Here is a 21,730-nt window from a genome sequence, read left to right on the forward strand (position 1 = left end):
AACTCCTGGTGGGACGGCCAGTAGGTAATTTATACAATACGACCGTATAACAAAAACGACCAAGAAACAATGGAGGTAGTTTTTGTTACTCCTATGAACGGATAATAGCACTTCATAATATATACAAAACGACCCTAAATTATACGTAGTTGGGCTTTTTAATATTTACAACTTTTCAGGATAAGGCATAAAAAAATCCATTCAAGTAGAATGGATTTCTTATATAGGATGTAATGTTTCTTTCTTACAAAGAAGCGATATGCAGAGCCAAACCAGATTTCAAATTAGCTGCTTTGTTAGAATGAATAATATTCTTCTTAGCCAATTTATCAATCATTGCAGAAACTGCAGGAAGCATTTCTTGGGCTTCTTTTGCATCTTCCATTTCACGCAATCTCTTGATTGCATTACGAGTCGTTCTGTGTTTATACCTGTTGGTTAAACGCTTAGACTCACTACTTCTGATTCTTTTTAATGCTGACTTATGATTTGCCATTTTCTCTTTCTTTCTTATTAAAAAATTGTAGCCCGTAGGGGAATCGAACCCCTCTTACCAGGATGAAAACCTGGCGTCCTAACCGATAGACGAACGGGCCATTTGTTTTATTTCAAGTGCAAATTAATAACTTTTTTTTTCAATTTGCAAGCTTTTCAAACGCACACACAATGTTTCATTGCGGATGCAAAAATACAACTATTTTTAAATGTTGCAACACCTAAGCAAACTTTTTTCAAAAATTTTTAATAAGCCTTCGCAAACAACACTCTCCCAGTAGATGGTTTACCAGTAAATACGCAGCTTCCAGCTTCCTTCTTCTGATCTAAAGGTATACATCTAATTGTCGCTTTTGTGATCTCTTTGATCTTGTCTTCCGTTTCAGCAGTCCCATCCCAATGCGCTGAAATAAAGCCTGTTTTAGTCTCTAAAACGGTCTTAAACTCTTCAAAAGTATCGACTTCAGTAATGTGTGAATTTCTAAAATTGAGCGCTTTTTTAAATAATGTTTCTTGAATTTCAGCGAGCAAAGCTTCCAGTTTATCAACCAACCCATCTAACACCACATTTTCTTTAGACAACGTATCTCGTCGTGCCAATTCGACCGTCTTGTTTTCTAAATCCTTAGGACCTATTGCAATTCTTAAGGGCACTCCCTGCAGTTCATATTGTGCAAATTTTGCACCTGGACGCTGTGTTGTGCGATCGTCATATTTACAACTGATGCCTTTTGATCTCAATTCAGTTAATAAATTTTTAGCTACATCCCCAATTTGCTTCAGTTGGTCATCCGTTTTATGGATTGGCACAATCACAACTTGAATTGGCGCCAGATTAGGTGGCAACACAAGCCCTTTATCATCACTATGCGTCATAATCAAGGCACCCACCAAACGTGTGGACACCCCCCACGAGGTTGCCCATACATAATCTAGTTTCCCTTCATTGTTTGTAAACTTAACATCAAAAGCCTTCGCGAAGTTCTGTCCCAAAAAATGAGAGGTTCCTGCCTGTAGTGCTTTTCCATCCTGCATGAGTGCTTCAATACAATACGTTTCTTCAGCACCAGCAAAACGTTCACTTTCTGTTTTTACCCCTTGAATCACAGGTATAGCCATAAAGTTTTCAGCAAAATCAGCATACACTTGATTCATCAGTTGCGCTTCTGCCAAAGCCTCAGATCGGGTTTCATGGGCCGTATGGCCTTCTTGCCATAAAAACTCAGCAGTTCTTAAAAACAAACGCGTACGCATTTCCCAACGTACCACATTAGCCCATTGGTTGATCAATATTGGTAGATCTCTATAACTTTGGATCCAGCCTTTATAAGTACTCCAAATAATAGCCTCACTAGTTGGCCTTACCACAAGCTCTTCTTCTAATTTAGCTTCAGGATCAACACGGAGTTTTCCTGGATTGTCTGGGTCGTTTTGCAACCTGTAATGTGTAACCACGGCACATTCTTTTGCGAAGCCCTCAGCATTTTTCTCTTCGGCTTCAAACAGACTTTTAGGTACAAAAAGAGGAAAATATGCATTTTGATGACCTGTTTCCTTGAACATCCTATCCAATTCTGCCTGCATTTTTTCCCATATAGCATAGCCATAAGGTTTGATGACCATGCAGCCCCTAACTGCCGAATTCTCAGCTAGATCAGCTTTCACTACCAACTCGTTGTACCATTTGGAATAATCTTCCGCTCTGCTTGTAAGATTTTTACTCATTACCTGTGTTTTGGCACAAAAGTTGCGCTAATGTTAAATAATTAAATAGTTGGACAAAACTAACTATTTTTGTAATGTTCAACAATAAAAACAAATAGATATGCAATTTAAAACTTACTTATATGGAAAATTGCCATTTTTTGTTGCACTAAGCTTACTGTTCGTTTTAGCTTCTTGTGGATCATACCAATACGCTGGTTATGACAATGATGGTATTTATAGCTCAGAAGTCCCTCAAGAAGAAGTCTATTATGAAAACGTTCAAACCAATAATAATAGTTACTACAAAGACTACTTCGGACAGAAATCCCAACAATTTCAAAATCTTGCTCAAGATCAGAACGTAATTTTCACGGATATTGACGCCTACCAAGGTGATTATACTGATGAAAACGGCGATATCGTTTATGAGGACGGTTATGCTGGTTGGGGTCAAGACAGTCAAAACGTTGATATCAACGTTTACTACAATAATAATAGTTGGTGCCCTTATAGCCGATTTGGAAATTACGGTCTTTATCATGGTTGGGGGTACCCAGGCTGGGGATACTCAGGATTTTATGATCCCTTTTGGTCTTATGGTTTTTATGGAGGGATGAATTATGCAGGATTCAACCCTTACTATGGGTTTAACTATGGTTATGGCTTCAATTATGGTTATGGAAATTATCCTTATTACGGAAATAATTTCAATAATCGTTACTACCGTAATGGTAGAGACGTTTCTTATAGCAATGGAAGACGTGGAAGTGTCTACACAAACTCCAATCGTTCATCAACTTCTCTAAATAGAAACGCTTCGGTTTTAAATAGAAGCAACTCGACTATTGGAAGACGCAGCTCAATTAACTCTTCAAGCACAAGATCAAGAGTAAATTCAACAACTATCAATAGAAGAAGTTCTGATGCAACACGTTCCAACACGGACAATAGAGTTAGAAGCAATACCAACAGAACTTATCAGCCTGCAACAAGAACTAGAACAAATAACAGAGTGCAACCTACAACAAGAACTAGAAGTAACAACTCTGGCACAAATACCAGAAGTAGCGGTTCTACAAGAAGAGGAGGAGGCAATAATGTTTCGACTCCAACAAGATCGAGCAACAATTCAAGCTATTCTCCATCGCGTTCCAGTTCTTCACCTGCCGTGAGAAGCTCAAGTAGCAGTTCTTCAAGATCATCTTCACCAGCAAGAAGTTCAGGTGGATCTTCAAGACGTGGTGGTAATTAAAAATTCAGAATTATAAAAAAATAACCATATGAAAAAGTTAAATTTACTGTTCATAGCCGCTCTATCTATGTCTAGTATTATGGCACAGGATGTTACCGACGCCGTAAGATATTCACAAGATGAAGTTCAGGGAACTGCACGATTCAGAAGTATGAGCGGAGCGTTTGGAGCTCTTGGAGGCGACATGTCTGCCGTAAGTATCAATCCCGCGGGATCGTCTATTTTCACAAACAGCCACGCTTCTATCTCCATCTCAAATTTGAGCACTAAAAACGATATCAACTATTTTAACGGATCCAGTTCTTCATCAGATTCTAAATTTGATCTGAATCAAACTGGTGCAGCCTTTGTTTTTAATAATACAAATTCTGATTCTCCTTGGAGAAAATTTTCTTTGGGAGTTGCCTATGATAAAATTTCAAATTTTGAGAACTCATGGAATGTTAGAGGTATCAATACAAACTCTGGAACTATAGGAGATTATTTTCTTGGATATGCCCAAGGTTTAAGACTCGATCAAATATCGGCCCTCGACGGCGAAAGTCTATCCACCGCCTATTCTGAAATTAATAGTGCATACGGCTTTGGCAATCAACAAGGTTTTTTAGGTTTTGAATCCTATATTGTAGAACCTGCTAGCAATGATGATGGCAACACCTTGTATTCATCCAACATTGTTGGAAATAATTTTGATCAAGAGTACACTTACGCTTCCACAGGCTACAATGGTAAATTTAGTTTTAATGCGTCCACACAATACGGTGATAATTTTTATTTCGGACTGAATCTAAACTCTCATTTTATCAATTATGAAAAATTTACAGACCTCTATGAAACAAACGCGAATGTGGGTTCTTTAGTAAATGAGGTACGCTTTCAGAATTCACTCTCAACTGTGGGATCCGGATTTTCATTTCAAGTAGGCGCAATTGCAAAGATAAACGAAGAACTACGTGTTGGATTATCTTACAACTCTCCAACTTGGTACACCATTTCTGACGATACTACTCAGTACCTAGGGACGGTAAGAAATGAAGATGGTTCTAACATATCACAAATTATCGATCCTTTTGTGGTGAATGTTTTCCCAGATTACAAGTTGCAAACCCCAGGAAAGATTACAGGAAGTTTGGCTTATGTTTTTAATGATCATGGCTTGATCAGTTTTGATTATTCCAGAAAAGATTATGGTAGTACAAAATTCAAACCTACATCTGATACTTACTTTGCAACACAAAATGACATCATAAGCAACACCTTACAAAACGCTTCTACGTACAGAATAGGAGGCGAATACAGAATCAAGCAAGTAAGCTTAAGAGGTGGTTACAGATTAGAAGAAAGCCCATATGAAAACGATTCATTTTACGGTGATTTGAATGGGTATTCTTTTGGGCTTGGCTATAATTTTGGGAATCTCAAATTAGACTTGGCTTATGATCACACTCAAAGAGACTATAATCAACAATTATATGCTGTAGGTCTTACGGATGCTGCTCAAATTGACAATAAGAATTCCAACGTTACGTTGACTTTAGGGTTTAGCTTATAACCCGTAATTTTATAACATAAACTACAAAAGCACTCTTGCAAAGAGTGCTTTTTTTTTTTTAGAACTATAGTCGAAATAGTGCAGCCAGTAGATCCTACTAACAAAATACACTTCATTTTTGTGATGTTTGTAACCCATTGAGATGGAAACCTAATTAGATTTTAAATTAGTACAATTTTACCAAGTATATGTAAACTACAGCGTATCTGGTTTTTTCCTTTGGCAAAAGCAATAATATTGTCAATGCTATGATTTTATAATTGTTTATCTTTGCCACTTATTTCAACTAAACCGCACCTTTAACGAAATTAATACCGCTGATAGATTCACAAAATGACTATGAAAACAGATAAAAATACTCAAGATATTGACGCTCTTGGTGATGATCACGTTGGCACATCGGCATACACACCTATGCGAAGCGATGCTTTTAAACTTTCTTCTGATGAGAAAATAGACATCATAAAGGATGATGTTAGGCATATTATGGAAACCTTAGGCCTGGATCTTACTGATGACAGCCTTAAAGGAACGCCTTTACGCGTAGCCAAAATGTTTGTAAAAGAGATTTTTGGTGGTCTAGATCCTGCGAGAAAACCAAATGCATCCACTTTTAAAAATAATTATAAATATGGTGAAATGTTGGTGGAGAAAAACATCACCTTATACTCTACTTGTGAACACCATTTATTGCCAATAGTTGGCAAGGCACATGTGGCCTATATTAGTAAAGGAACTGTTGTGGGGCTTTCAAAAATGAACCGTATTGTGGATTATTACGCCAAAAGACCCCAAGTACAGGAGCGTTTGACCATGCAAATTGTTCAAGATCTTCAAAAAGTTCTGGGCACTGATGATGTTGCCTGCGTTATTGACGCCAAACACTTATGCGTAAATTCTCGTGGCATTAGAGATATTGAAAGTAGCACGGTAACTTCAGAGTTTGGTGGGGCTTTTAAAAATCAAGACACCCGACGCGAATTTTTAGACTATATTAAATTAGATACGCATTTTTAATTAGGATGTAATATTATATTTTCAGCATAAAAACAAATCGCTATCATGCATCTTTACGACAAACAACAAATTAAAATCTACAACTCCTTATCGGGCGAGAAAGAAATATTCACACCCATTAGCGACGGTTACGTTGGCATGTATGTATGTGGACCAACAGTTTACAGCAATGTCCATTTAGGAAATGTGAGAACATTTATGTCATTTGACGTGATTTTTAGATACCTGAAACATTTAGGATATAAAGTGCGTTTTGTGAGAAACATTACTGATGCTGGACATTTGGAGAATGATGCAGATGTAGGCGAAGACCGCATAGCCAAAAAAGCACGTTTGGAAGAAATTGAACCGATGGAAGTGGTGCAACGCTACACCGTCGATTTCCATAACATTTTAAATAAGTTCAACTTCCTACCCCCTAGTATAGAACCTACTGCCACAGGACATATTATTGAGCAGATTGAAATCATCAAAAATATTCTCAATAAAGGATTGGCTTATGAGGTTAACGGTTCTGTTTATTTTGATGTTTTAAAGTATAACGAAACAAAACCTTACGGTATTTTAAGCAAGCGTAATGTTGAGGATTTAATGCACAATACCCGTGAACTTGATGGCCAAAGCGATAAGAAAAATCCGCAGGACTTTGCCCTTTGGAAGAAAGCCGAAACACAACATATTATGCGTTGGCCTTCTCCATGGAGTGATGGTTTCCCTGGGTGGCATTTGGAATGTACCGCGATGAGCACAAAGTATTTAGGTGAACATTTTGACATCCATGGTGGTGGTATGGATTTAAAATTCCCACACCACGAATGTGAAATTGCACAAGCTGAGGCCTGCAATGGTCAGGCACCTGTGAATTATTGGATGCACGCTAATATGCTGATCATGAACGGTAAGAAAATGGCGAAATCAACTGGAAATTTCATTTTGCCTACTGAGATTTTCTCCGGAGATAATCCGCACATCACAAAAGCATTTTCGCCTAGTGTAGCACGTTTCTTTATGCTTCAAGCACATTATAGAAGCATTTTGGATTTTACCAATAACGGACTTTTGGCAAGTGAAAAAGGTTTCTTCAGATTAATGGATGCCATTACAGCTATAGACGATTTAAAAGCCGGCACCGCTTCAACCTTTAATATTACAGAGTGGCAACAAAAATGTTATGATGCCATGAATGACGATTTTAATTCGCCTATTCTCATCGCTAATTTATTTGAGGCCGTTAAATTTATCAATCAGATAAAGGAAGGCACTGCCAGCATTACCCAAGATGATTTAACCTTGTTAAAAAACACGGTTCATACGTTTGCATTTGACGTGTTAGGTTTGGTGAACGTGAATCAATCTGAAAATGGAACGGAAAAACTTTCAGGCGCTGTGGAACTACTGATTCAATTAAGACAGGAAGCAAGAGCAAATAAAGATTTTTCAATGTCTGACAAAATCCGTGATGAATTGGCAGCAGCGGGCATTCAATTGAATGACGGCAAAGAAGGCACGACATTTACGACTAATTAGTTGGGTGTTAAGTTGTTTAGGCTATATTTTTAGTAACATCATTAAAAACAAACCATTAACATTATTATTCTAAGAGTAACACCTCTAAACACCAAACACCTCACAACTTTCCAACTTTACAACACCACATCAAGCAACTGACTTCATTGAAAAAAATCCTTACATATCCGTTTCTGTTGCTAATCAAGGTGTATCAAACCTTTATCTCGCCATTAACCCCCGCAAGTTGCCGGTATCAACCCACGTGTTCGCAATACTCGAAAGAGGCTTTAGAAAAACACGGCCTTCTTAAAGGCGGTTGGTTGGCAACAAAACGTATTTTTAGTTGTCATCCTTGGGGTGGCAGCGGTTATGATCCTGTCCCAGAAAAGGATAATAATTAAAATAATGAAGTGGAACTTTTAAATCAGAGAAACTAGATCGCTGTACTCAAAAACATCTTCTGAAATCCTACCAATTTCATTTCAAATCAGTTCAAATACAAAAATCAAACTCAAGCTTTTTACTAAAGGTTTTGTAAAATTTTAAAGCATACCCCCTTATTTCTCTTCAAAATATTATATTTACCCTTCTAATTAAATTTTACAACATGCACGCACTTAAAATCGTTTGGGATCCTACCAAAGGCTTTGATATTCTTGGTTTTACATTACACTTTTATAGTATGATGTGGATTGTTGCCTTTATTTTAGGGTTTTACATCATGAAGCGTATTTACAAACATGAAAAACAATCTGAAGAATCCCTAGATTCCTTATTTATATATTCCGTTATAGGGATTATGCTTGGTGCGCGATTGGGACATGTGATATTCTACCAGCGTGAACTTTTCACTGAAGATTTTTTCAGCATATTTTTACCTGTCAAATTTAAAGGCGGATTCGAATTTACAGGATTTCAAGGTCTGGCAAGTCATGGTGCAGCCATTGGGATGATCATTTCCATGTACTTTTACAATAAGAAAGTATTGCGAAAATCAGTTGTTTGGATTTTAGATCGGGTAGTAATTCCTGTGGCCTCTGGTGCTGTTTTTGTAAGACTTGGTAATTTTATCAATTCTGAAATTGTAGGCAAACCGACTGGCACTGAGTTTGGGGTTGTTTTTGCCCAAAATGGTGAATCGTTTCCAAGGCATCCAGCACAACTCTATGAAGCGTTCTGTTATATTTTCGTATTTATCGCTCTGTGGTTTTTTTATTGGAAGACCAAAAAAAGCGAACAGCAAGGCTTTCTATTTGGACTCTTTTTGGTATTGCTTTGGGCAATTCGATTTTTTGTGGAATTTGTCAAAGAACCGCAAAGCGAACATGAATATATTGCAACCTCAGCACTTAATACAGGACAACTGTTGAGTATTCCTTTTATTCTTATCGGTTTGTATTTCATGTTTATGTACAAGCCAAAAAAACAACTGGCCTAATGACAAGAAATGCATTTAAGATAGTAGCAATGCTTACTTTAGGTGCTTGCTGCGTCCCGCTTAAAAGTTGTAAAGAAGATCAAAAAACGATCAAGCCACTGGTCATCGAATTTAAAAAAGAAGGCGAACTAGTGCTCAAGAAAGTTAATGACAGCATCATTAAACGTTTGGATATCGAAATTGCTGATGATGATTACCAAACCCAAACGGGATTAATGTACCGTGATCAAATGGATCAGGACCAAGGTATGTTATTTGTATTTCCTGAGGCAGATTACCATTCATTCTACATGAAAAACACCAAAATTGCTTTGGACATTATTTATATTGATGCCGATAAAAAAATAGTCAGTTTTCAAAAAAATGCCCAACCCTTTAAAGAAACCTCATTACCTTCCATTGTGCCTGCAAAATATGTATTGGAAATCAATGCAGGTCTATCAGATCAATGGCTGTTGGAGGTTGGCGACAAGGTGGAGTACCAACGAGTGGACTGAAATTGAAGTTGAAATTGAAGTTGAAGTTGAAATTGAAGTTGAAAACTATTCGATGAAGGTTCTGCGATTGAATTTCAAGACGCTTATATGTCGCGTCTTCAACCTACATTCACTTCTTAAAATCGATTATAGGTTTGCTTATAATTCCTTTACTTTAATATAAATTACGATTGGTTTAAACCGTTATTCAAAGGCCATAAAAAACTCAGTACAGACTGCATTGAACTCTTTCCTCAGGGTCATGCAAATGTCATACATCCCTAAAACCCCTTCCTGCATTAACCAAAACTCTCAGAATACTCGCTAACCCATTTCAAAATTAAAGCGCAATAAAAAAAGCCACTCAAAGAGTGGCTTTTACTAATTATAATAACACTTTAAATGTTATATTTTTGAATTTTCATCGATGGTTTCACCTTTATCTTTTAAGGTGTCATACATCAACGGTGTTGCTACAAATATTGAAGAATAGGTACCTACAACTACACCTACAATAATCGCAAATAACAGTCCTCTTAAAGAATCTGCACCTAACAAGAACATTGCCAACAATACAACCAACGTAGTTAAAGACGTATTCAACGTTCTACTTATAGTACTGTTGATGGCGAAGTTAATATTTCTACCTCCTTTAAATCCACCGCGTTCTAAAATGGTTTCCCTAATTCTGTCAAAGATAATTACCGTATCATTCAACGAGTAACCAATTACCGTTAAAATTGCTGCAATAAATGCTTGGTCAATTTCCATGGAGAATGGCATAAATGAATATGAGAAGGAGAAAATACCCAATACAATAATCACATCATGGAATACAGCCGCAACTGCACCCAATGAGAACTGCCATCTTTTGAAACGCAATAAAATGTACAAGAAGACCACAACTAGCGATCCTAGAACAGCCCAGAATGACTCTCTTTTGATATCATCAGCAATTGTTGGACTCACTTTACCATAGAACATTTTCCCTATTTTCTTATCTCCAGAACCTACCTTAAAATCTTCGTAGGTAATTCCTTTAGGTAAATATGGTTTCAACGTTTCAAAAAGTTCAGATTGCACTCTTTCATCTGCTTCAGCGGTATTGAGGTCTACCAAGTATTTTGTAGAGATCTTTAATTGATGTGAACTACCAATAGTTTTAACCTCAGCACTTCCAAAAGCTTCCAAAACGTCCGCTTTAACTTCTTCTGGATTTACCTCTTGTTCAAAACGCACTTGGTAGGTTCTACCTCCAACGAAATCGATACCTTCATCCAATTCTTTGGTAAACAAAGAGAACAAACTTAAAAGAATAGCTGCTGACGAAACAATGTAAGCCACTTTTCTCTTATTGATGAAATCAATGTTCATATTTTGGAAAAGTCCTTTTGTAACTGGCGTTGTAAATGTTAACTCCTTACCTCTACTGACATACCAATCCACCACCAATCTTGTAATGAAAATTGCAGTAAATAATGAGGTCACAATACCTATTATTAAGGTTGTTGCGAAGCCTTTGATTGGTCCTGTACCGAACACGAATAGGATAATAGCCGTAAGTAACGTGGTAATGTTCGCATCTAATATTGAAGACAATGCATTACCAAAACCATCTTTGATAGCTTCCTGCTTACTCTTACCTTTTGCCAACTCTTCTTTAATACGCTCAAATATAAGTACGTTCGCATCTACTGACATACCAATGGTCAATACAATACCCGCCAAACCAGGAAGCGTCAGCACCGCTCCTAAACCTGACAGTACGCCAAAAATTAACAAGATGTTTAGCAACAAGGCAATATCAGCAAATAAGCCGCCTTTACCATAATACATAATCATCCAAAGTAACACTAAGGTCAATGCAATCATAAAAGAAGTGATACCACTATCAACTGCTTCCTGTCCTAAAGAGGCACCTACTTCATCAGCTTGAACAATAGCTGCTTTAGCAGGCAGCTTTCCAGCTCTTAAAACGTTAGCTAAGTCAATTGCTTCATTAAGTGTAAACGATCCAGAAATCTCTGAATTCCCACCAGAAATAGGTCCTGTAGTTACACCTGGAGCAGAATATACAATATCATCAAGCAAAATTGCGATTTGACTTTGTTGTGCGTAGGCTTTTCCAGTCATTTCCTCCCAAATCTTAGCCCCCTTACTGTTCATTTGCATGCTTACAGAAGGTTGGTTGGTTTGGGTATAGGCTTGACGTGCATCTGTAATAACCGCACCACTCAGTTCTGGTGTGTTTTCTCTGTTGCCTTTAATGGCATATAAATCAACAAACTCACTATCTTTTCCTTGAATGCCCCAGGCGAATTTCACGTAACGCTGATCGGCAGGCAATAAAGCGCGAACTTGTGGCATGTTTAGGTAAGACATGATTTTCTCTTTGTCGTTTGCTTCAAAAGTTGCAACAACAGGACCTCCAGCACCATACCCTCTCAACAAATCTAAGATAGGGTTTTCACCAACCTCAGTTGAATCAGTAGTAGTAACACCGGTCAGTTCTTTAATTTTACTATCAGCATCATCAATTGTATCTGTTACAATTTCAGAAGCAGCTACTTCATTTTGAGCATCAGTATTTACTAAAGGCTTCAAGGTTTCATTGGCCTGTGCAAGGAAAGGAAGAAATTCTTCGCCTTTGTACACATCCCAAAATTCCAATTGCGCTGTACTTTGCAATAAATTCGTAATACGCTCTATATCCTTCGCACCAGGAAGCTCTACAAGAATACGTCCTGTATTGCCCAATCGCTGGATGTTTGGTGACGTTACCCCAAATTTATCGATACGCTTGCGCAAGACTTCAAATGCGGAAAGGATAGACTCATCAATTTTCTGTTCGATAATTGGCTTAACATCACTGTCAGACATGTCAAAAGTGATTTCCTCACTTAAGGTTCTATTCGCAAAAATATCAGGAGATGCCAGTTTTTGGTTGCCCTTTATTTTATCGAAAGCAATAAAAAAGTCTTCTACATATGAGTTTTGACTATTTTTCTGAAGTTCAGCAGCATCATCCAAAGCCTTGTTGAATACAGGGTCTTTACTGTTATTTGAAAGGCCTTTTAAAATATCTTTTACAGATATCTCAAGTATAACGTTGATCCCACCTTTAAGGTCAAGACCCAAATTCATGGACTTATCTTTTACCTCATTGTAAGTGAAACTTGCGATACCAATATCAAATACTTCCTGATTTGACAGGGAATCTAAATATTGTGCTTCATCTATGGCCCTTTGAGTTGGGTCGTCAGATTTGCGCGCTGCGATTTCTTCGGCACGATCGTCAATTTGGTTAGCTTTGAATGTAAATGATAATTGGTAAATACTTACCAAACCAAATAACACAGCAAACAGCTTTACTAATCCTTTGTTTTGCATTATTATAATTTTTTTTAAGTCAAATTTTTGAACGCGCAAATATAGAGTTTACGGATCATTTGACAATTGTTTTTTATGAATATGTACACTTTGTTTAAAGCTTATATAGCCTTATTGAAATGAGAACTCCCTTTATAGGATCTCTTTATGTGATTGGGATGTCAAATGGAAGTATTTGAAAAGACTAATTCACTCGGTATCCCTTAAGCAGAAGGGCCTGCCCTAACCTCGGGCACTTTGTGAGACTTGTAGTCTTTAGCAATGGCAATATGTCTTTGAAAAGTATAGTTTACTGTTAATATTTGAACATAATCAGCAACATTGATGTCATCAGAAGGAATATAAAAATTAGTGTTTACGAACCGATAATCTCCTGACTTGAGTTCAATAGCGCATTTTCTACCTAAATTTGAAACATGGTCCTGGCCATCTTGAATTTCATAAACATCAATATTATAACCTATAGATGTACCATCAGAAGGAAGCTGGATTGGCTTTTCATTGCGATCATATGAAATGAAACCTAAGGCGAGCTCTTTTTGCTTTGAAAGTAATGCCTTAATGCCATCAACGTCTGTGTTACTGTAATAACTGATGATGAGCTTGCCATCTTCTTGCTCACTAATTTGAATGTTGTAAACTCCAATAAGCTCAAGCTGTTCTTCTACAATGGCAATGGTGTGTTGTGTATCGTTTAAGGAGATATCGGTATTGGTAAACTGCAATACAATCTCTTGATTAGGGACAGCTACTTGTTGCTGACCTACAATACCACCTAGCACGGCAATAAAAATCAGTGCTACGTTAATGTACCACCTTGAGTTTATCTTTATGTCTGTAATATTTTTCAACAGTTATAAATTTCATCCAGTTACTTAATTTCAGGAACTAAAATTGATCGTGGACTTTCAAGCGCCAAATATATAGAAAAAAATAAAGACTGCATTCCTACAGTCTTTAAGTATCAATTTTTAATTGTTGTAAGATTTACATTCCTGGAAGCTTGTCACTTTTTGAGTAGCCTTCTGGTACTGTCATGTCAAATTTATCATCAGCAATGTCCTCTGCTTTCACTTCTGTTACTTCAATAACCAAATTCATTTTAACACCTTGCTGCTCTACAGCTAAGTCCATGAGCATTGGAAAACCTGTAAAATCTTTTCCAAACGCAGTGGTTTGTTGGGTAACAGCCTTAAGCTTATCTGTAGCATAAATAACCATTGTAACATTAGCACCATCTTTGTTCATGGTCACATTGTATTTAGTGCATTCATAACCAAGAATGGTTTTTGTCTCGTCTGTTTTTTCAATAGTGATCCCTTTTAAATCTTCTTCTGATGGCGTAAGGTTATTTTCCATGTATTTTTTTCCAACCATCGCATTGTCCATCAACGTGAGCGATTTTTTTGCCGCATTGTCAGCAATGAACACTGTTGTTCCCGTCATTGGATTGCTCATTTCAGAGCGGGATTTATCGTTCTTAAAGTAAGTGGTGGTAATCATATCTCCCAACATGGCCAACTGAGCATTCATTTGCTCATTTTCACTGGACATGGTTTGCTTAGAAATAACGACACCTTCATCAATTTGCTTTTGAGCGAACAATGTCACACTCAATGTCAAGGTTACTATCAATAGTAATTTTTTCATAATCTGATTTTTTTTTTGATTTGAAATGGCAATATAATAATTCTTCAATTAACTAAAGACCAAGTCATTTATAATTTTGAGTGCCTAAAGTAATATCGCTGAGACCTCTCGATAATAAGATATCACCCAGAACACCTCACAATAGGCACCCATAACTTTAAGTATTTATACCGTATTATAATAGATCATTGGTTTTACGAACACCTTCAGCACTTTCTTGCATGTGCGCTTTTTCTGCATCGTTCAACTCTATTTCTACAATTTTCTCGATGCCGTTACGCCCTAAGATTACCGGCGCTCCAATACAGATATCATTCAGTCCATATTCTCCTTCCAATAGTACAGAGCATGGGAACATTTTCATTTGATCGCAGGCAATGGCTTGCACCAAACCACTAACAGCTGCTCCGGGAGCATACCATGCTGAAGTACCCAATAATTTAGTGAGGGTTGCCCCACCTACCTTGGTATCTTCCATAACTTGGTTTAATCTCTCTTCTGTTAAAAACTCAGTCACAGGAACACTGTTACGTGTAGCCAAACGTGTTAGAGGTACCATACCTGTGTCACTATGTCCGCCAACTACCATTCCGTCAACATCACTAATTGGCGCTTCCAAAGCTTCTGCCAATCTGTATTTGAAACGTGCAGAATCCAGAGCGCCGCCCATTCCAATAATTCTATTTTTTGGGAGACCTGTCGATTTATGAACCAAATAGGTCATCGTGTCCATAGGGTTACTCACTACAATAATAATGGTATTTGGAGAATGTTTGATTAAGCTTGAAGACACTTCTTTAACGATACCTGCATTAATGCCAATCAGTTCCTCACGCGTCATCCCTGGTTTACGGGGAATACCAGAGGTAATCACACAAATTTCACTTTCTGCAGTTTTAGAATAATCGTTAGTGACTCCTGTTATTTTGGTATCAAAACCGTTCAAAGAAGCGGTTTGCATCAAGTCCATTGCTTTCCCTTCGGCAAAACCTTCTTTAATGTCCAACAAAACAACTTCACTCGCAAAATTTTTGATTGCGATATATTCCGCGCAGCTTGCACCAACGGCTCCTGCTCCAACTACTGTAACTTTCATGTGTTTAGGTTTAAAATATTTAAATTAAATGTTTCACAAATTTAACATTTTTAAAACACAATATATTTAAGATTGTCTTAAAAGAGGAAAATAAATGTCGATTCATTTATTCTGAGGAACATCGCTATCCTTGCAGACAAATATGAATATTTAAAACCGTCAAATTGAATCTAGAATAAAAAATTAAGCCCTAAGGAGGCGCTGTCAAATTCAGCCATTGTATAATCCGCATTGAGTCCAAAAAAGCCCAGTTGCAAATTGGCACCAAGGGTTCCTCTCATACCAGATGCGTCTTGTTTTATACTAAATGGATCTACAATTTCTTCTGAAAATAGAACACCGTCAGACACTTTATAGCGCCCCAATAAACTGGTTGTTGATTTTCCGCTGAGATAGCCTATACCGCCGTAAAAGTTGATTATTTTTAATTTTGTGGAAACAATCAGTTGGGCAAGAATGGTGTTGACGTCGGTTTGCACTTTCTGATTTTCACCCGCTACAAACCCTTCTTCTGTAAAATCATACTGACCGTCCAAATGTGTATACGCTACCAATCCTGAAATTGCAATTGGGAAAATTTTATCTGCAGGCAGCCAAGACGTAAATTCTTGTTGAAGGCCTACACCATAAAGGCCGATTTCAGCATCATCAATTTGGGTTTTGGGAAAGAATCGCCCTTTTATCTGCGTACCCTTAAAAGGTGAAAAACTCGCTTGCACGAATGCAGTAGGAATTAAATTGACATTTGCGGAACCAATACCTGTTGGTAGTGTCAATTCAGCTTCCTGATTTCCAAAAATCGGATCATCATAAGTAATGATCACCGTAATTTCCGGATCATTCTGTCCTAAAGCGGTAGCGACATTTTTGGAAGTGCTATTATCTGAAAAACGAATATTTTCATAGTCGCTACTATTCATCGTAAAAGATTTGTGCTCATCTTTAACAAAAGCGGCATTCGCAATGATGGAGATTTCAAAGCCAAACCTTTTAGGTGATTTTCCATGATTGAACCATCCGTTGTTGATGCCATAAGCAAGCCCTTCAGAAGCTGGTGCAATATAGTCTGAGGTAAATCTTTTGGCATCATTGATACCGGCAGCCAACAGTTGATCAATATTTTCTTGAGCAAAGTTGGTAACAGAAAAGCTTACAGTAAAAAGTATATAAAATGCTTTTTTCATTAGTGTTGATTTTTGATTGTTTGTGTTATAAACGAAAAAAACATCCTTAAAGTTTTAAGGATGTTTAATTTGTTCAAATTATTTAAAGATGACGTTACTCATTTTGCCTGAAAACGGCGCCTTAAGCATCGATATTAGCATAAATGGCATTTTTTTCAATAAATTCTCTTCGTGGTGGCACTTCATCACCCATCAACATTGAGAACACACGGTCTGCTTCTACGCCATTATCAATTTGGATCTGGCGTAAAGTTCTAAATTCTGGATTCATAGTGGTATCCCAAAGTTGTTCTGCATTCATCTCTCCAAGACCTTTATAACGTTGTATTTTAGTGCCATCACCATACTCTTTCATGATTGAGACACGCTCTTCGTCACTCCAAGCATATTGTTTTTTAGCACCTTTTTTTACCAAAAATAACGGTGGCGTCGCAATGTAAATATGCCCGTTTTCAATCAATTCTTTCATAAATCTAAAAAAGAATGTCAGAATTAATGTTTCAATGTGACTCCCATCGATATCGGCATCACACATGATCACTACTTTATGGTATCGTAATTTTGATAAGTTTAAGGCTTTGCTATCTTCTTCCGTGCCAATGGTCACACCCAAAGCGGTAAAGATATTTTTGATCTCTTCGTTTTCAAAAACACGGTGTGTCATCGCTTTTTCAACGTTCAAAATTTTACCACGTAATGGCAAAATGGCCTGAAATGCTCTATCACGACCTTGTTTTGCTGTTCCTCCTGCGGAATCACCCTCAACTAAAAATACTTCAGATTTTGCAGGATCCTGCTCTGAACAGTCACTCAATTTCCCTGGCAAACCGCCAATACTCATGACTGTTTTACGCTGCACCATTTCACGAGCTTTTTGGGCTGCATGACGTGCTTGAGCTGCTAATATTACTTTTTGAACTATAATTTTAGCATCTTCTGGATGTTCTTCTAAATAATCAGTCAACATTTCAGAAACTGCCTGACTTACAGATGCTGAAACTTCTCTATTACCTAATTTGGTTTTAGTTTGACCTTCAAATTGTGGTTCTTGAACTTTTACCGAAATTATAGCGGTCAGACCTTCACGAAAATCATCCCCAGCGATCTCAAATTTCAAATTCTTTAATAGCCCTGAGTCATCGGCATACTTTTTAAGCGTATGGGTCAAACCACGTCTAAATCCTGATAAATGTGTTCCTCCTTCGTGAGTATTAATGTTGTTGACATACGAGTGCAAATTTTCAGCATAACTCGTATTATAGATCATTGCTACTTCAACCGGAACGCCATTTTTTTCACCCTCAAAAGCAATCACTTCTTTTATTAAAGGCTCGCGGTTTCCATCTAAGAATTTGATAAATTCCTTAAGACCTTCTTCTGAGTGAAATGTTTCACCTTCAAAAGATCCATCTTCCTTTTTGGAACGTTTGTCAATTAAATGAATGGTGATGCCCTTGTTAAGATAAGCAAGCTCCCGCATTCTGCTTGCCAACGTATCATAGCTATATTCTAAAGTGTGGGTAAAAATGGTTGGATCTGGCTTAAACGTAACAATTGTTCCTCTTTTATCGGTTTCGCCAACCTTTTTAACAGGATACATAGGTTTCCCTTTTTCATATTCCTGCTCCCATACTTCTCCTTTTCTAAATACAGTTGCTGTTAAATGTTCAGATAATGCATTTACACAACTCACACCAACACCATGCAACCCACCAGAAACTTTGTACGAATCTTTATCAAATTTTCCACCAGCACCAATTTTGGTCATAACCACCTCTAGTGCGGAAACGCCTTCCTTTTTGTGCAAATCTACAGGAATACCTCGACCATCATCTTCAGTGGTTATAGAGTTATCCTCGTTGATAGTGACACTAATATTATTACAATGTCCCGCCAATGCTTCATCAATAGAATTATCGACTACCTCATAAACCAAATGGTGCAATCCTCGCGTACCAGTATCTCCGATATACATAGAGGGACGCATGCGCACGTGCTCCATCCCTTCAAGGGCCTGAATACTGTCTGCAGAATAATTATCCTTATTAAACTCTTCTTTCATAATGTTGTTTATTCTTTATTTTTATTTTTATTTTCTATTAGATGCAATTTTCTATTAGATACTATTTTTCTACTAAATGTAATTGCCAACTGTCTACAATAGCTACAATTTGAAAAAAATTAATCATTTTTCAGTTGATTAAACTGCATAAAAAAAATGATACTCGCGCATCATTTTTGGATACTTACAAAGATAAGGAATATGATCGTTTTTTAAAAGTATTTCATCGATTAATGCCTAAAATTATCAACATTTGTTCATTACTCAAAAGTGGCTTAAATGGTCTGAAAAACATCTTAAAACGGATTCTGCCCCATTTTAACATCTGCTCAAAACATGAAAAACCTCTAAATCCCACTGAAGCGTTATTTAGAGGTTCACGAATTAAGCATAATCGTATTTAAACTTTGACATAGGCATCTGAATGCACTTTTGCCACTGCCCTTCCACTTGGATCATTCATGTTCTTAAAGCTCTCATCCCACTCCAAAGCAATTTTAGTGCTACATGCCACTGAAGCTTCTTGCGGCACGCACATGGCGGCAGCATCGCTTGGGAAATGTTCTGTAAAAATAGATCTGTAATAAAACTCTTCTTTACTTGTTGGTGTTTGCAAGGGAAACTTATATTTCGCGTTAGCCAATTGCTCATCGCTTACCTCATTGGCAACCATCAATTTTAAGGTATCAATCCAGCTGTAGCCAACACCATCACTAAATTGTTCCTTTTGACGCCACGCCACACTTGCTGGCAACATGTCTTCAAAAGCTTTACGAACCACCCATTTTTCCATGCGTTCACCATTGATCATTTTATCTTGAGGATTGATGCGCATGGCGACATCCATAAACTCTTTATCTAAAAATGGCACACGCCCTTCAATCCCCCAAGCAGCCAAACTTTTGTTGGCGCGCAAACAATCGTACATATGGAGTTTACTCAATTTTCTAACGGTTTCCTCATGGAATTCCTTGGCATTTGGCGCTTTGTGGAAATAGAGATACCCACCAAACAATTCATCTGCACCTTCTCCAGACAAGACCATTTTTATCCCCATAGATTTAATGACGCGTGCCATTAAATACATTGGCGTACTGGCACGAATTGTGGTCACATCATAAGTTTCGAGGTTGTAAATCACATCTTTGAGCGCATCCAATCCTTCTTGGATGGTGAATTTTATTTCATGATGAATGGTTCCAATATGGTCCGCAACTTTTCGGGCTGCCGCCAAATCTGGAGATCCCTCCAACCCTACAGAAAAACTGTGTAATTGCGGATACCATGCGGTTTGCGTATCATCAGATTCGATGCGCTTTTCAGCATATTTTTTAGCGATGGCTGAAGTGACTGAAGAATCCAATCCGCCAGAAAGCAGAACGCCATAAGGCACATCACTCATCAGTTGACGGTGAACCGCAGCCTCCAAAGCAACTTTAATGGCTTTGATGCTGGTTTCATTGTCTTTTACCGCGTCATATTCTGTCCAATCACGTTTATACCATTGCACGAATTTACCGTCCTTACTGCTCAAATAATGGCCTGGAGGAAATAGTTCGATTTTGGTACAGTAGCCTTCCAAAGCTTTCAATTCTGAAGCCACATAAAACGTTCCGTTTTGGTCCCAACCAATATAAAGCGGAATGATGCCCATATGATCACGAGCGATGAAATATTCATCTTTTTCAACATCATAAATGGCAAACCCAAAAATGCCGTTCATCTCATCTAAAAAATCGACACCCTTTTCTTTATACAAAGCTAAAATAACTTCACAATCACTTTCAGTTTGAAACGTATAGTCGGGAAACTGCTTTCTCAGTTCCCTATGGTTATAAATTTCGCCATTTGCAGCCAACACCAGTTGTTTATCCTCACTCAACAAAGGCTGTTTCCCTGAGGCAGGATCTACAATTGCTAAACGCTCATGCGCCATAATAGCTCTCTCGTTATTGTAGATGCCGCTCCAATCAGGTCCGCGATGACGGATAATTTTTGCCATCTCCAACACTTGAGGTCTTAAATCTTCAGTTTTCTGTTTTACATCAAAGGCACATACAATTCCACACATGGTTCCAATTTTTATTATTTAATATTCTTTTTATTATAATACTTAGGCAAATATGAAATTATCATTCCAATTATAAAACAAATAACCTTAAAATGATTACAATTTGAAACTAATTATTAATTAATACCCCTAATATAGAAGCTTGTTTATTTAATAGGATAATAATTCTGAATAATTATAAACTTTTGGTGTCAATCATGATTTTATATAAATTTTAAGATAATTAATCCTAAATTTAACCTTGAAAAAAAAATATTCTATGAAAACAATTATCAAAGCATTAGTATTCACGTTGGTCTTCGTATTTTCTTATACCGCCAATGCACAAAAATTTCCTGATTTGGACAAGAGTCCTATGGATGCCGCAACCTACCCTAGCAGCTACAAAGTGTCTGACAAAGTTGTAAAAATTACCTATAGTCGACCACAGTTAAATGGTCGGGATATTGCAAAATTAACGCCTAATGACGAAGTTTGGAGAACAGGAGCCAATGAAGCTGCTGAAATTACTTTCTACAAAGACGTCCAATTTGGAGACACTAAAGTTAAGGCGGGTACCTATTCTTTATTTACAATTCCTGGCGAAAAAGAATGGACCATCATCTTAAGTTCTGACATCAATGTTTGGGGTGCTTATACTTACAAACAAGATCAGGATGTGGCACGCATAAAGGCTGCAACCTCTCAAGGTAAAGACATTTTAGAAGCTTTTTCTATAGTATTTGAAGAATCAAAAACTGGCGCTGACATGAACCTTGGATGGGGTAAACTAAGAGTAAAAGTACCTATTACTTTATAGGCAAAACCTGGATCACAATAAAAAAGAAGTCT

The 21,730-nt window shown here is 37.4% G+C and carries 17 protein-coding genes and 1 tRNA gene; 8 read left to right on the forward strand and 10 right to left on the reverse strand.

Annotated features, from left to right (window positions below; genetic code table 11):
• Positions 1 to 244: 244 nt before the first annotated feature.
• The 3 genes from rpsT to proS form a co-directional block, all read right to left on the reverse strand.
• Positions 245 to 496 (reverse strand): 30S ribosomal protein S20, encoded by a 252-nt coding sequence (rpsT, locus tag A9996_RS17120; RefSeq protein WP_066438041.1) that lies wholly within the window; start codon positions 494 to 496, stop codon positions 245 to 247.
• Positions 497 to 524: 28 nt separating this feature from the next.
• Positions 525 to 596: transfer RNA gene (locus A9996_RS17125), tRNA-Glu, on the reverse strand.
• A gap of 145 nt (positions 597 to 741) precedes the next feature.
• On the reverse strand, positions 742 to 2,220 hold the full coding sequence (gene proS, locus A9996_RS17130; RefSeq protein ID WP_066438044.1) for a proline--tRNA ligase: 1,479 nt from the start codon (positions 2,218 to 2,220) through the stop codon (positions 742 to 744).
• Positions 2,221 to 2,320: 100 nt separating this feature from the next.
• On the opposite strand from proS, the gene A9996_RS17135 reads away from it, so the two are divergent.
• The 7 genes from A9996_RS17135 to A9996_RS17160 all read left to right on the forward strand — a co-directional run bounded on the left by A9996_RS17135 (position 2,321) and on the right by A9996_RS17160 (position 9,467).
• Positions 2,321 to 3,454: a hypothetical protein gene (locus A9996_RS17135; protein WP_066438045.1), complete on the forward strand. Its 1,134-nt coding sequence runs from the start codon at positions 2,321 to 2,323 to the stop codon at positions 3,452 to 3,454.
• Between the two features lie 28 nt (positions 3,455 to 3,482).
• Complete coding sequence (locus A9996_RS17140) at positions 3,483 to 5,006, forward strand: OmpP1/FadL family transporter (RefSeq protein ID WP_066438051.1); 1,524 nt, start codon at positions 3,483 to 3,485, stop codon at positions 5,004 to 5,006.
• A gap of 339 nt (positions 5,007 to 5,345) precedes the next feature.
• The gene (folE, locus tag A9996_RS17145; RefSeq protein ID WP_066438082.1) at positions 5,346 to 6,023 is read left to right on the forward strand and encodes a GTP cyclohydrolase I FolE; all 678 of its coding nucleotides are present in this window, start codon (positions 5,346 to 5,348) and stop codon (positions 6,021 to 6,023) included.
• Between the two features lie 45 nt (positions 6,024 to 6,068).
• Complete coding sequence (gene cysS / locus A9996_RS17150) at positions 6,069 to 7,550, forward strand: cysteine--tRNA ligase (RefSeq protein WP_066438053.1); 1,482 nt, start codon at positions 6,069 to 6,071, stop codon at positions 7,548 to 7,550.
• Between the two features lie 146 nt (positions 7,551 to 7,696).
• A complete protein-coding gene (gene yidD, locus A9996_RS19735) occupies positions 7,697 to 7,933 on the forward strand; it encodes a membrane protein insertion efficiency factor YidD (protein WP_083994009.1) in 237 nt (78 codons plus the stop codon).
• Between the two features lie 206 nt (positions 7,934 to 8,139).
• Positions 8,140 to 8,970: a prolipoprotein diacylglyceryl transferase gene (gene lgt / locus A9996_RS17155; RefSeq protein ID WP_066438054.1), complete on the forward strand. Its 831-nt coding sequence runs from the start codon at positions 8,140 to 8,142 to the stop codon at positions 8,968 to 8,970.
• Positions 8,970 to 9,467, forward strand: a complete 498-nt coding sequence (locus A9996_RS17160; protein WP_066438055.1) for a DUF192 domain-containing protein — start codon at positions 8,970 to 8,972, stop codon at positions 9,465 to 9,467. The genes lgt and A9996_RS17160 overlap by 1 nt, the downstream gene beginning before the upstream one ends.
• Before the next feature lie 384 nt (positions 9,468 to 9,851).
• Here A9996_RS17160 and secDF read toward each other — a convergent pair whose 3' ends face one another.
• The 7 genes from secDF to asnB form a co-directional block, all read right to left on the reverse strand.
• A complete protein-coding gene (gene secDF, locus A9996_RS17165; RefSeq protein WP_066438057.1) occupies positions 9,852 to 12,836 on the reverse strand; it encodes a protein translocase subunit SecDF in 2,985 nt (994 codons plus the stop codon).
• A 203-nt stretch (positions 12,837 to 13,039) separates the two neighbouring features.
• Positions 13,040 to 13,687 carry a hypothetical protein gene (locus A9996_RS17170; RefSeq protein WP_066438060.1) on the reverse strand — a complete coding sequence of 216 codons (648 nt, stop codon included), beginning with the start codon at positions 13,685 to 13,687 and terminating at the stop codon, positions 13,040 to 13,042.
• A gap of 136 nt (positions 13,688 to 13,823) precedes the next feature.
• The gene (locus tag A9996_RS17175) at positions 13,824 to 14,486 is read right to left on the reverse strand and encodes a DUF4412 domain-containing protein (RefSeq protein WP_066438085.1); all 663 of its coding nucleotides are present in this window, start codon (positions 14,484 to 14,486) and stop codon (positions 13,824 to 13,826) included.
• 175 nt (positions 14,487 to 14,661) lie between these two features.
• Positions 14,662 to 15,582: a malate dehydrogenase gene (mdh, locus tag A9996_RS17180; RefSeq protein ID WP_066438064.1), complete on the reverse strand. Its 921-nt coding sequence runs from the start codon at positions 15,580 to 15,582 to the stop codon at positions 14,662 to 14,664.
• Positions 15,583 to 15,752: 170 nt separating this feature from the next.
• Complete coding sequence (locus A9996_RS17185) at positions 15,753 to 16,766, reverse strand: DUF6588 family protein (RefSeq protein WP_066438071.1); 1,014 nt, start codon at positions 16,764 to 16,766, stop codon at positions 15,753 to 15,755.
• Positions 16,767 to 16,887: 121 nt separating this feature from the next.
• The gene (gene gyrB, locus A9996_RS17190) at positions 16,888 to 18,828 is read right to left on the reverse strand and encodes a DNA topoisomerase (ATP-hydrolyzing) subunit B (RefSeq protein WP_066438077.1); all 1,941 of its coding nucleotides are present in this window, start codon (positions 18,826 to 18,828) and stop codon (positions 16,888 to 16,890) included.
• A gap of 400 nt (positions 18,829 to 19,228) precedes the next feature.
• A complete protein-coding gene (gene asnB, locus A9996_RS17200) occupies positions 19,229 to 20,899 on the reverse strand; it encodes an asparagine synthase B (protein ID WP_066438080.1) in 1,671 nt (556 codons plus the stop codon).
• A 259-nt stretch (positions 20,900 to 21,158) separates the two neighbouring features.
• On the opposite strand from asnB, the gene A9996_RS17205 reads away from it, so the two are divergent.
• Positions 21,159 to 21,698 carry a DUF2911 domain-containing protein gene (locus A9996_RS17205; RefSeq protein ID WP_066438087.1) on the forward strand — a complete coding sequence of 180 codons (540 nt, stop codon included), beginning with the start codon at positions 21,159 to 21,161 and terminating at the stop codon, positions 21,696 to 21,698.
• Positions 21,699 to 21,730: the final 32 nt, after the last annotated feature.

Origin of the sequence: Gelidibacter algens (genome assembly GCF_001678675.1) — a bacterium.
Lineage (GTDB): Bacteria > Bacteroidota > Bacteroidia > Flavobacteriales > Flavobacteriaceae > Gelidibacter > Gelidibacter algens.

Excerpts from the sequence above, each read along its gene's own strand:
- A9996_RS17160 (WP_066438055.1), top strand. The coding sequence starts at position 8,970 with ATGACAAGAAATGCATTTAAGATAGTAGCAATGCTTACTTTAGGTGCT.
- A9996_RS17185 (WP_066438071.1), bottom strand. The coding sequence starts at position 16,766 with ATGAAAAAAGCATTTTATATACTTTTTACTGTAAGCTTTTCTGTTACC.
- folE (WP_066438082.1), top strand. The coding sequence starts at position 5,346 with ATGAAAACAGATAAAAATACTCAAGATATTGACGCTCTTGGTGATGAT.
- A9996_RS17140 (WP_066438051.1), top strand. The coding sequence starts at position 3,483 with ATGAAAAAGTTAAATTTACTGTTCATAGCCGCTCTATCTATGTCTAGT.
- gyrB (WP_066438077.1), bottom strand. The coding sequence starts at position 18,828 with ATGAAAGAAGAGTTTAATAAGGATAATTATTCTGCAGACAGTATTCAG.
- mdh (WP_066438064.1), bottom strand. The coding sequence starts at position 15,582 with ATGAAAGTTACAGTAGTTGGAGCAGGAGCCGTTGGTGCAAGCTGCGCG.
- secDF (WP_066438057.1), bottom strand. The coding sequence starts at position 12,836 with ATGCAAAACAAAGGATTAGTAAAGCTGTTTGCTGTGTTATTTGGTTTG.
- asnB (WP_066438080.1), bottom strand. The coding sequence starts at position 20,899 with ATGTGTGGAATTGTATGTGCCTTTGATGTAAAACAGAAAACTGAAGAT.
- A9996_RS17135 (WP_066438045.1), top strand. The coding sequence starts at position 2,321 with ATGCAATTTAAAACTTACTTATATGGAAAATTGCCATTTTTTGTTGCA.
- lgt (WP_066438054.1), top strand. The coding sequence starts at position 8,140 with ATGCACGCACTTAAAATCGTTTGGGATCCTACCAAAGGCTTTGATATT.
- proS (WP_066438044.1), bottom strand. The coding sequence starts at position 2,220 with ATGAGTAAAAATCTTACAAGCAGAGCGGAAGATTATTCCAAATGGTAC.
- A9996_RS17175 (WP_066438085.1), bottom strand. The coding sequence starts at position 14,486 with ATGAAAAAATTACTATTGATAGTAACCTTGACATTGAGTGTGACATTG.
- cysS (WP_066438053.1), top strand. The coding sequence starts at position 6,069 with ATGCATCTTTACGACAAACAACAAATTAAAATCTACAACTCCTTATCG.
- rpsT (WP_066438041.1), bottom strand. The coding sequence starts at position 496 with ATGGCAAATCATAAGTCAGCATTAAAAAGAATCAGAAGTAGTGAGTCT.
- A9996_RS17205 (WP_066438087.1), top strand. The coding sequence starts at position 21,159 with ATGAAAACAATTATCAAAGCATTAGTATTCACGTTGGTCTTCGTATTT.